This window comes from Streptomyces sp. R818 (assembly GCF_056172735.1).
The window spans coordinates 1,331,564-1,344,405 of the sequence record NZ_JAOCNE010000014.1 but is presented as its reverse complement, the minus strand read 5'-3'; the positions used below and the strand labels follow the sequence as shown (position 1 = coordinate 1,344,405).

The window sequence follows — 12,842 nt, the reverse complement described above, 5'->3', positions numbered from 1 at the left end:
CAGCCACCGCACGCACGGGCAGAAGTGCCCACGTTCCACGGGCAGAAGTAACCAGTTATCTCGTCAAGATCGCTCTGCGAGCATCAAATCGGCTGAGCATCCGAGGGCCTTCCGTTACGGGTCGACGACGAGGAACTGGTGGACGCATGACTACGAATCCGATGGCGCCCCCGACACCGGCACCCGGCCGGGATGCGGGGCGTGAGCCGTTCTCACCGGCGGAAAGCCGAATAGCCGCCATTTGGGGGGCGGTTCTCGGCACCGAGGTGACGTCGGCGGATTCCGACTTCTTCGCACTGGGCGGCACCGGCGAGCAGGCCGCGGAAATGGCCCGGCAGGTCGCGGAGGAATTCGGCTCGGAATTCCAAACCCCCTTCTCGGCGGGGCCGCCGACCATTCGGACTGTGGCGGCCTTTCTCGCCGAGGAGGCGCTGGAACGGGCCCGCCGCATGTTCGAGGACACCGTGGACGGCGTGGACGGCATGGACGACGGCTCCGACAGCCTCGGAGCCTCGTCCACCTCCGACGACACCACTGTGATCCCCCGCGCCGTCCGGGACGGGCGGCCACTGCCGCTGTCGTTCGCGCAGCGCCGTCTGTGGTTCCTGGACCAGCTGGATCCGGGCCGTGCCGAATACCTGATCCCGATGGGGCTGCGCATCAGCGGCCCGCTGGATGTCACGGCACTCGAGACGGCGCTGACGGAGCTGGTGGCGCGGCACGAGGTACTGCGGACCCGTTTCGTCACCGACGAGGACGACACCCCGGGTCAGGTGGTCGACGCACCCCGCACGCTGCCGCTGGCCGTGCACGACCTGCGGTACGTGACGGACGATGCCGCCCGTGAGGAGGCGGCCACCGCGCTCGTGGACACCGAGGGTTTCCGGCCCATGGATCTCGCCACCGGTCCGATGGTCCGCGCCCTGCTGCTCCGGCTGGCGGACGAGGAGCACCTGCTGTCCCTCACCGTTCACCACATCGCGTTCGACGGCTGGTCGGCGGGTGTCCTCTCGCGTGAGCTCACCACGTTGTACACGGCACAGGTGACGGGGGTCGCCGCCGGGCTGCCCGAACCGCCGCTGCAGTACGCCGACTTCGCGGTCTGGCAGCGCTCGTGGTTCACCGGTGACGTGCTGTCGGATCAACTGGACTACTGGCGGGGCCGACTGGCGGGCGCCGAGTCGCTGGAGCTGCCCACCGACCGCAGGCGTCCGGCGCGGCGCAGCGGCAACGGGGCGATGCTCACCTTCAGCATCCCCGCGGCGACCGCCGACGGTGCGCGCAGGCTGGCGCACGACACGGGAGCCAGCCTGTTCATGACCTTGCTCGCGGTGTTCCAGGCGGTGCTGTCCCGATACAGCGGCCAGGAGGACATCGCGGTCGGCACCCCGATCGCGGGCCGCAACCGTGCCGAGATCGAGGACATGGTCGGCTTCTTCGTGAACACGCTGGTGATGCGGACCGACCTGTCCGGCGACCCGACGATCACCGAGCTCATCGACCGGGTCAAGGACACCGCGCTGGGCGCCTACGACCACCAGGACATGCCGTTCGAGCGGCTGGTGGAGGAGCTGGCACCGCAGCGGGACCTCTCCCGCAACCCGCTGTTCCAGACCATGTTCGTCCTGCAGAACACCCCCGACAGCCGTTCCTGGGAGCTCCCCGGCCTCAGCGTCCGGCAGATGGACGTGGCCGCGCAAGAGTCCAAGTTCGACTTCACGTTCTACGCGACGGAAGCCGCGGACGGCGGTCTGGACTGCACCATCGTCTACTCCACCGATCTCTTCGACGAGACGACGATGGTCCGGCTCGGCGGGCACTTCGAGACCCTGCTCGGTGCCGCGGCGGCCTCCCCCACCGCCCCGCTGTCCGCTCTGGAGATGCTGACGGCCGCGGAGCGGCGGGAGATCCTCACCACGTGGAACGGCGCGGACACCGACGCCCCCGACTCCGTCACCGTTCACCGGCTGTTCGAGGACCGCGCCGCCGAGCGGCCGCACTCCCCCGCCGTCACGTGCGGCTCGGACCATCTGACGTATCAGGAGCTGAACGCGCGGGCCGAGTGGATCGCCGCCCGGCTGCGCGAGCGGGGCGCCGGCCCCGGCACGCTGGTGGCCATCTGCCTGGACCGGGGCACCGACATGGTGAGCGCCCTGCTCGGCATCCTCAAGTCGGGCGCCGCGTACGTGCCGCTGGACCCGGCCTATCCGACGGACCGGCTCGCGTACATGATCGAGGACAGCGGGGCACCGCTGATCGTCACCCGGCCCGCGCATGTCGACCGGCTGCCCGCCGCGACGCCGCGCCTCCTCCTTGAGGACTGGCCCGAGGAGCTTCCCCCTCCGAGCGGCAACGAGTCAGCGCCCGGGGCGGAGCCCGGGGCGGGGCCCGACGATCTGGCGTACGTGATCTACACGAGTGGGTCGACGGGCCGTCCGAAGGGCGTGCAGATCACCCACGGCGCACTGCGCGCACGGATGCGGGAGACGCGGCGGCAGCTCGACCTCACCTGCGAGGACCGGGTGCTGCAGTTCGCGTCGATCTCCTTCGACTCCTCGGTGGGACAGCTGTTCGCGCCGCTCGTCTCGGGCGCGTCCCTCGTCCTGCGCGACGACGCCTGGGACCCGGGCATGCTGGCGGAGGCGCTGCGCGTCAACGCGGTGACGGTGGCCTGGCTGACCCCTTCGGCGTTCGGCGCGCTCGCCGCGCAGCTCGAAGGACCGGACGACCTCGGCCCGGAACTGCGCCTGGTGCGGCTCGGCGGTGAGGCGCTCCAGCGGGAGCAGGTGCGCCAGTGGTTCCGCCACACCTCCGTGCCGCTGGTCAACGGCTACGGTCCGACGGAGGCGGCGCAGGAAGCGGCGACAGCGCTGATCACCGGCCCCGGCGACCACGTACCGATCGGACGCCCGGTCGCCAACGCGAAGGTGTTCTTGGTGGACCGGCACGGCCGGCCGGTTCCGGTGGGTGTCCCGGGCGAGATGTGGATCGCCTGCCCCGGCCTCGCGCGCGGCTATCTGGACCGGCCCGAGCTGACCGCCGAGAAGTTCACCGTCGTCAGCGTGGACGGCACTCCCCGGCGTGTCTACCGCACCGGCGACCTCGCCAAGTGGCACCCGGACGGACACCTGGAGTTCGTGGGCCGGGGCGACAACCAGGTCAAGCTGCGCGGCTACCGCATCGAGCCGGGCGAGATCGAGGCGGCCCTGCTGACCCACCCCTCGGTGACCGGCGCCACCGTCCTGCTCCGCGAGGACGTGCCGGGCGACCCGCGCCTTGTGGCGTACGTCGTCGCGGACCCGCCCGTCGAGACGGGTGTCCTGCGCGCCCACCTCCAGCGTGACCTGCCGGACTACATGGTGCCCGCGGCGTTCGTGCCCCTGGACCGCATCCCGCTCACCCCGAACGGCAAGACGGACCGGCGCGCGCTGCCCGCGCCCGCCTCGGACCGGCCCGAGCTCGGCGCCGCGTACACGGCTCCGCGCACGGAGACCGAGCGGACGGTGGCGGCCGTCTGGGCCGAGGTGCTCGGCATCGACACGGTCGGCGCGGACGACGACTTCTTCGCCCTGGGCGGTCACTCGCTTCTTGCGACGCGGGTCGTGTCGCGGCTGCGCCGCCGCCTTGGCGTCGACGTTCCCGTACGGGCCCTGTTCGGCGCGCCGACCCCGGCGCTCCTGGCCGCAGCCGTGGAGGAACTCGACGAGGCGGGCGTCTCGCGCATTCCCGCCGTACCCCGCGACGGGGACCCGCTGCCGCTCAGCTTCGCCCAGCAACGCCTCTGGTTCCTCGACCAGTTGGAGCCGGGACGAGCCGAGTACCTGCTGCCCTTCGCCTTCCGCGTACACGGCGCCGTCGACGTGGACGCGCTCAACAACGCCTTCACCGCACTGGTGGAGCGCCACGAGATCCTGCGCACCCGGTTCGGCACGGACGCAGCGGGCTCGGCGGTCCAGTCGATCGCCCCGGCCGCCCCGGTGACGGTCCTGGTCCGGGACCTCCGGGACCTCCGGGACGTGGCGGACGCCGCGGCCCACGAGGACGCCCGCGAGAACGCCCACAGGGACGCCCACGGGGACGCCCGCGAGGACGCCCTCGCGGCGGTCCTGGCCGGCGACGCCCTGCGTCCGGTGGACCTCGCCGCAGGTCCGATGCTGCGCGCTGTGCTGGTGCGCCTCGCCGACGAGGAGGCGGTCCTGGCGGTCACCGTGCACCACATCGCCTTCGACGGCTGGTCGATCGGGGTGCTGCTGCGCGAGCTGTCCGCCCTGTACGCGGTGGCTCTGGGAGCGGGGCCCGACGCGGCCCCGGCGCCGCTGCCGGTGCAGTACGCCGACTACGCGCTGTGGCAGCGCTCCTGGCTGACCGGCGAGGCGCTGGAGCGCCAGCTCGGCTACTGGCGGGACCGCCTGGCGGGTCTTGAGCCCTTGGAGCTGCCGACGGACCACGCGCGGCCGGCGGAGCGCACCGGCAGGGGCGAAGTGGTCCGCTTCTCGGTGCCCGCCGATGTCGCCGCACGGGCCAGGGCGGTGTCCGCCGAGGGCGGTGCGAGCCTGTTCATGACGCTCCTTTCGGTGTTCCAGCTGCTGCTCGCCCGCTACAGCGGTCAGCGGGACATCGCGGTCGGCACCCCCATCGCCGGCCGCAACCGCGCCGAGACGGAAGAGCTGATCGGCTTCTTCGTCAACACGCTCGTCCTGCGCACCGACCTCTCCGGCGACCCGGCGTTCAGCGAGCTGCTCGCCCGCGTCAAGGACACGGCCCTGGGCGCGTACGACCACCAGGATCTGCCCTTCGAGCGCCTCGTCGAGGAACTGGCACCCGACCGCGACCTGTCCCGCAACCCGCTGTTCCAGACCCTGTTCGCGCTGCAGAACACGCCCGGCGCCGATGCCTGGAGCCTGCCGGGTCTGACGGCGGAGCCCGTCGAGTCCCCGGTCCGCGAGGCCAAGTTCGACCTGTCGATGTATCTGGCGGAGGCGTCCGACGGCACGCTGGACGGCGCCGTCGTCTACGCGTCCGACCTGTTCGGCGAGGCCACCGCGCGCCGCCTCGTCGACCACTTCACGATCCTCCTCGACGCGGCCACCACCCGCCCGCAGGCCGCGCTGTCCGAGCTGGAGATGCTGGGCGCGGACGAGCGGCACCGCATCGTGACCGAGTGGAACGCCACCTCGGCGCCCGTCCCGGCCGGGGCCACCCTGCACCGGCTGTTCGAGGAGCGGGCGGCCCGCACGCCGGACGCGGTCGCCGTCGTGTGCGGCGCGGACGAGCTGACCTACCGCGAACTCGACGAGCGCGCCAACCGGTTGGCACACCGTCTGCGTGCCGTGCCGGGGATCGGCCGTGACGTGCCGGTGGGCGTCTGCCTGGAGCGCTCCCCCGCCCTGGTGTGGACGCTGCTCGGCATCCTCAAGGCGGGCGCCGCGTACGTCCCGCTCGACCCCGAGCACCCGGCGGAGCGCCTGGCGTATCTGGTGGAGGACTCCGGTGCGCCGCTCGTCGTCACCGACATCGCGCACGCCGCTCTGCTGCCCGAGGGCCCGGTCGTGCTGGCCGTCGACAGCGCGACCGACCTGCCGGACACCCTCCCGACCACCGCTCCGGATTACGTCGCTCAACCCGGCGACCTCTCCTACCTGATCTACACGAGCGGCTCCACGGGGCGGCCGAAGGGCGTCCGCATCGAGCACCGGGGCGTGGTGAACTACCTGGCCGGCATGCAGCACGCCTTCCCGCTGACCCCGGGCGAGGGCTTCCTCCAGGCCACGCCGCTCTCCTTCGACGTGTCCGCGTACGAGATCTTCTGGCCCTTGTGGCAGGGCGCGACGGTCGTGCTGGTGCCCGGCTCCGACCGCCTCGACATGACCGAGGTGTCACGGCTGATGCGGGACCACCGCGTGGTCGGCCTGCACTTCGTCCCGAGCCTCCTCGACCTGTTCGTCTCGCAGGCACGGCCCGAGGACTGCGCGCACCTGCGCTACGCCTTCGCCAGCGGTGAGCCCCTCCAGCCGACCCTGGTCGCCCGCTTCCTCGACCGCTTCCCCGGCGACCTGATCAACCTGTACGGCGCGACGGAAGTCTCCGTCGACACCACGTACTGGCGGGCCTCACGCACCGACCCCGGCGGCCCGGTGCTCGCGGGACGGCCCATGGTCAACCAGACGGTGTACGTCCTCGACCCGGACCGCCGCCCCGTGCCTGCGGGGGTGCTTGGCGAGGTGTACCTCGGCGGCGACAGTGTGGGGCGCGGCTACCACGAGCGCCCCGAGCTCACCGCGGAACGCTTCGTGCCCGACCCGTTCACCGGTGGCCGCATGTACCGCACGGGCGATGTCGGCCGCTTCACCGCCGCCGGCGAACTCGACCTGCTCGGCCGCATCGACCGGCAGGTGAAGCTGCGCGGCGTACGCGTCGAACTCGGCGAGATCGAGGCGATGCTGCTCACCCATGACGCGGTGGGTGTGTGCGCGGTGGCCGTCCGCGAGGACATCCCCGGCGACAAGCGGCTCGTCGCCTACTACGTACCCGCGCCGGGCGGCACCGCCGACACCGCGGGGCTGCGCGAGTGGGCTGCCGAGCGCCTGCCCCGCGGCATGATGCCGTCCGCGTTCATGGAGCTGCCGGAACTCCCGCTCAACCGGAACGGCAAGGTCGACCACGCGGCGCTGCCGACGCCCGGGGAAAGCGACATCACGGCCGGGTTCGTGGCACCCCGGGACGAGATCGAGGAGGAGGTGGCCGGAATCATGGCCGAGGTTCTCGGACTCGAAAAAGTCGGGGTCGGGATCCACGACGATTTCTTCGGTGCCGGCGGCCATTCCCTTCTCGCGATTCAGCTCGTCAACCGCATCGAGGCGGTGACGGGAGTCCGTATCGGCCTGCGCCGGTTCTTCCTTGCTCCGACGGTCGTCGGCGTCAAGGAGCAGATCATCGAATTGTTCGCGACGCAGGAAGTCGACACACCGGAAGTCGACACACCGGAAGTCGATACACAGGAAATTGGCGCCCAGGAAAACGATCAGGAACAGGTCTCCTGAATCCAGCGGCCCGCTGCCCACACGCACACACCCCGCTGCCCACACGAAGAGAATGAGGACGGACATCATCATGGGCGAGAACTCGATCGAGGCGCGGCTGCTGTCCCGTATGCGACGGCGCGCGGACGCGGACCGGATCATGCGCGGCGCCGAGGAGGCCACCGGCCCGCTGTCACTGTCGTTCGCACAGCAGCGGCTGTGGTTCCTGGACCGCCTGTCCCCCGGGAGCGCCGACTACCTGGTGCCCACGACGCTGCGGGTCCGGGGTCCGCTGAACGTCGCGGCGCTGGAGCAGGCACTGTCCGGCCTGGTGGCCCGGCACGAAGTACTGCGAACGGCGTTCTCGGCGGACGATGACGGTACGCCGCAGCAGGTGATCACCGCGCCCTGGCCGGTGGAGGTCACGGTGCACGACCTGCGGGGCGACACACACGCCGAGGAGCACGGCCGCGAGGTGCTGCGCACAGAGGCGACGCGCCCCTTCGACCTCACGTCGGGCCGGCCCCTGCGGGCGGACCTCGTACGCCTGGCGGAGGACGACGCCTACCTGTCGCTCACGGTGCACCACATCGTGTCGGACGGCTGGTCCTCGGGCATCCTGGCGCGCGAGCTGCGTGAGCTGTACGCGGCGGCCCTGGCCGGCGGCGAGGCCTCGCTCCCGCAACTGCCCGTCCGTTACGCGGACTTCGCCGCCTGGCAGCGCGGCCGGCTCACGGGACCGGCCCTGGAGCAACAACTCGGGTACTGGCGCGAGCGCCTCGCGCACACGGCGCCCCTGGAGCTGCCGACCGACCACCAGCGTCCGGCGCACACGAGTGGCACCGGCGACGTGGTGACCTTCACGGTGCCGAGCGAGGTCACGGAGAGGCTGCGGGAGGCGGCGGGCCGGCAGGGTGCGAGCCTGTTCATGGCACTTCTGTCGCTGTTCCAGATCGTGCTGGCCCGCTACTCCCGCCAGGACGACATCGCCGTGGGCACCCCCATCGCGGGCCGCAACCGCGCCGAGATCGAGGACGTGGTCGGCTTCTTCGTGAACACGCTGGTGATGCGGACCGACCTGTCCGGCGACCCGACGTTCCCCCAGCTGCTCGACCGGGTCAAGGACACCGCGCTGGGCGCCTACGACCACCAGGACCTGCCGTTCGAGCGGCTGGTGGAGGAAGTGGCGCCGGAGCGCGACCTCTCCCGCAACCCGCTGTTCCAGACCATGTTCGTCCTCCAAGCCCCGGGAAGCGCGGACGGCGAGGCCTGGGAACTGGCCGGCGCGGACGTCGAGCCGGTCGAGATCGAGCGGGGCGTGGCCAAGTTCGACCTGACGCTGACGGCGGTCGAGTCGTCGGACGGACTGCGCGCTGTCCTGGAGTACCGGACGGATCTGTTCGAGCGGGCGAGGATCGAGCGGATGGCCGGCCACCTGGCCACGCTCGCCGCTTCCGTCGCGGCCACCCCCGACGCCCGCCTCTCCGAGCTGAACATGCTCACGCAGCGGGAGCGGCAGGAAATCCTGGTCGACTGGAACGGGATCACCGGCCCCTACCCCGACGCCGCCACGATCCATTCTCTGATCGAGGACCGTGTGGCGACGGATCCGCACGCCATCGCCATCACGCATGGCGCTGAGCAGTGGACGTACGCGCAGGTCAACGAGCGAGCGAATCAGCTTGCGCACCATCTGCGCGGGACGGGCATCACCCCGGACACCCTCATCGCGGTCTGCCTCGACCGCTCGCCTGAACTGATCGCGGCCCTGCTCGGCATCATGAAGGCCGGCGCCGCCTTCGTGCCGCTGGACCCGGAGTACCCGACCGACCGCATCACCTACATGGTCGAGGACGCCCAGGCACCCCTCATCATCACCAGCACACAGCACACCGACCGGCTCCCCGCGGACACGCCGCGCCTCCTGGTCGACACCGAATGGCCCGAGGGCTCTACCGAGAACCCCGAGCCCCTGGCCACCCCCGACGACCTCGCCTACATCATCTACACCTCAGGCTCCACCGGCCGCCCCAAAGGCGTCGCCCTCGAACACCGCGGCGTCGTCAACTACCTCCACTGGTGCGACCAGAACTACCCCGTCGAAAACCCGGGCGGAATCGGCACCATCCTCTACTCGTCCGTCACCTTCGACCTCACCATCACCGCCCTCTTCCTGCCCCTCATCCAAGGCACCCAGCTCGCCATCCCGCAGCCCGGGCCGGGTCAAAGCGCGTTCGACGCGGCGATCGACCTCATCCTCACCGATGTACCGATCAGCTTCCTCAAGGCCACCCCCTCTCACCTGGAGATCCTGGCCGCACACCTCACCACCCGCCAGGCCACCCACCACATCACCACCATCGTCGCCGGCGGCGAAAACCTCACCCCCACCCTGGTCTCACAGCTCCTCGACACCAGCACCACCACCACGACCATCAGCAACGAGTACGGGGCGACCGAAGGCTCCGTCGCCAACGTCATGAGCCTCACCACCGCCCCCGACCCAGGCGGCAACACCACCACCCTCGGCCAACCCATCACCAACACCACCGCCTACGTCCTGGACCACCACAACCAACCCGCCCCCATCGGCATCCCCGGACACGCACTCCTCGGCGGCATCTGCCTCGCCCGCAACTACCACAACCGACCCGCACTCACCGCCGAACGCTTCACCTCCAACCCGCTCCGCGTTCTCGAAGATCCCCGCACCTACCACACCGGCGACCTCGTCACCTGGCGCCCCGACGGCACCCTCGAATTCATCGGCCGCATCGACAACCAGATCAAACTCCGCGGCTACCGCATCGAACTCGGCGAAATCGAGAACGCCCTCCAGACCCACCCGCTCGTCCACTCCACCACCGTCACAGTCCGCGAAGACACCCCCGGCAACAAACAACTCACCGCATACATCGTCACCACCCCCGGCACCACCACCCCCACCACCCACGAACTACGCACCCACCTCCAACAGCAACTTCCCGACTACATGGTCCCCGCCACTTACGTCACGCTCGATCAGCTGCCGCTCACCCCCAATGGCAAGATCGACACCAAAGCCCTCCCCGCACCCGGCGCCGAGCGCCCCGACCTCGACGCCGCCTTCGTAGCCCCGCGGACCACTGCCGAGCACATCGTCACCACCGTCTGGTCGGAGATCCTCGGTGTCGACACCATCGGGATCCACGACAACTTCTTCGAGCTGGGCGGGCATTCTCTGCTCGCCACGCAGGTGACGTCCCGGTTGCGCCGGCAGCTCGGTGTCGATGTGCCGGTCCGCACCGTGTTCACCTCGCCCACCCCGGCCACTTTGGCCGCGGCCATGCGTGAACTGACTTCAGCCGACGAGGCACCGCTCGTACCGGTGGACCGAGGTGACACCGCCCTACCGTTGTCCTTCGCCCAGCAACGTCTCTGGTTCCTCGACAAGTTGACGCCGGGCAGCGCCGAGTACCTGGTGCCCTTCGCCCTTCGCCTGCGGGGCGAGCTGGACGCCGACGCCCTGGGCGCTGCGTTCACCGGCCTGGTGGCACGGCACGAGATCCTGCGGACCAGGTTCGTCACCGACGATGCCGGGCGTCCCTCCCAGATGGTGGACGCGCCGTGGTCGGTCACCCCGGTGGTACACCATGTCCGGTCCGACGCCGGCCTCGAGGACAGGGAGCGGACCGCGCAGGAGGTCATGGAAGCGGAGGCGCGACGCCCATTCGAGCTGGACGGCGGTCGACTGCTGCGGGTGGACCTGATCCCTGTCGCGCAGGACGACCAGTATCTCCTGATCACGCTGCACCACATCGTGTCGGACGGCTGGTCCTCGGGCATCCTGGCGCGCGAGCTGCGTGAGCTGTACGCGGCGGCCCTGGCCGAGCGTGAGGCCTCACTTCCGGAACTCCCGGTCCAGTACGCGGACTTCGCCGTCTGGCAGCGGGAACAGCTCACGGGCGACTTCCTGGAGACGCAGTTGGCGTACTGGCGTGAGCGCCTGAGCGGTGTGCCGGTGCTGGAACTGCCCACGGATCATGGACGCCCCGCCGAGCGCGAGGGCGCCGCGGGCGACACCGTGTACTTCACGCTGCCGGCCGAGGTCGCGGAACCGCTGAGGAAGGCGGCTGGGCGACAAGGCGCGAGCCTGTTCATGACGCTGCTGTCGCTGTTCCAGATTGTGCTGGCCCGCTACGGCCGCCAGGACGACATCGCCGTGGGCACCCCGATCGCGGGCCGCAACCGCGCCGAGACCGAAGCCCTGATCGGCTTCTTCGTGAACACGCTGGTGATGCGGACCGACCTGTCCGGCGACCCGACGTTCCCCGAGCTGCTCGACCGGGTCAAGGACACGGCGCTGGGCGCCTACGACCACCAGGACCTGCCGTTCGAGCGGCTCGTCGACGAGCTGGCCCCGAACCGCGACCTGTCGCGCAACCCGCTGTTCCAGACCCTGTTCGTCTTCCAGAACACTCCGGACGGGGAGACGTGGAGCCTGCCGGGCCTCGACGTCGAGCCGGTCGGAGTCGGTGGTCAGGACGCGAAGTTCGACCTTCAGCTGACGGCGGCGGAGTCCGGCGGCGAGGTGCTGGCGGCGCTGGAGTACCGGACGGATCTGTTCGAGCGGGCGAGGATCGAGCGGATGGCCGGCCACCTGGCCACGCTCGCCGCCTCCGTCGCGGCCACCCCCGACGCACGCCTCTCCGAGCTGAACATGCTCACGGAGCGGGAACGGCAGGAGATCCTGGTCGACTGGAACGGGATCAACGGCCCCTACCCCGACACCGCGACCATCCACTCCCTCATCGAGGACCGCGTCACCACCGACCGGGACGCCATCGCCATCACCCACGGCGACAAGCAGTGGACCTACGCGCAGATCAACGCCCGCGCCAACCAACTCGCGCACCATCTGCGCGGGACGGGCATCACCCCGGACACCCTCATCGCGGTCTGCCTCGACCGCTCGCCCGAGCTGATCGCGGCCCTGCTCGGCATCATGAAGGCCGGCGCCGCGTTCGTGCCGCTGGACCCGGAGTACCCGACCGACCGCATCACCTACATGGTCGAGGATGCCCAGGCCCCGCTCATCATCACCAGCACACAGCACACCGACCGGCTCCCCGCCGACACACCCCGCCTCCTCGTCGACACCGAGTGGCCCCAGGGCTCTACCGAGAACCCCGCGCCCCTGGCCACCCCCGACGACCTCGCCTACATCATCTACACCTCAGGCTCCACCGGCCGCCCCAAAGGCGTCGCCCTCGAACACCGCGGCGTCGTCAACTACCTCCACTGGTGCGACCAGAACTACCCCGTCACCGAGCCTGGCGGGATCGGCACCATCCTCTACTCCTCCGTCACCTTCGACCTCACCATCACCGCACTCTTCCTCCCCCTCATCCAAGGCACCCAACTCGCCATCCCCGAACTAGAACCGGGCCAGACGGCCTTCGACGCCGCCGTCGACCTCATCCTCACCGATGTACCGATCAGCTTCCTCAAAGCCACCCCCTCCCACCTCGAAATCCTGGCCGCACACCTCACCACCCGCCAGGCCACCCACCACATCACCACCATCGTCGCCGGCGGCGAAAACCTCACCCCCACCCTGGTCTCACAGCTCCTCGACACCAGCACCACCACCACAACGATCTCCAACGAGTACGGCGCCACCGAAGGCTCCGTCGCCAACGTCATGAGCCTCACCACCACCCCCGACCCAGGCGGCAACACCACCACCCTCGGCCAACCCATCACCAACACCACCGCCTACGTCCTGGACCACCACAACCAACCCGCCCCCATCGGCATCCCCGGACACGCACTCCTCGGCGG

At 70.4% G+C, this 12,842-nt stretch carries 1 protein-coding gene and 1 pseudogene; both read left to right on the top strand.

Annotated elements, in window-relative coordinates; translation table 11 throughout:
• Nucleotides 1–146: 146 nt before the first annotated feature.
• Nucleotides 147–7,040 carry an amino acid adenylation domain-containing protein gene (locus N5I75_RS37880; RefSeq protein WP_476684759.1) on the top strand — a complete coding sequence of 2,298 codons (6,894 nt, stop codon included), beginning with the start codon at nucleotides 147–149 and terminating at the stop codon, nucleotides 7,038–7,040.
• A 52-nt stretch (nucleotides 7,041–7,092) separates the two neighbouring features.
• Nucleotides 7,093–12,807: pseudogene (locus tag N5I75_RS37875) on the top strand (amino acid adenylation domain-containing protein); the annotation flags it as partial.
• Nucleotides 12,808–12,842: the final 35 nt, after the last annotated feature.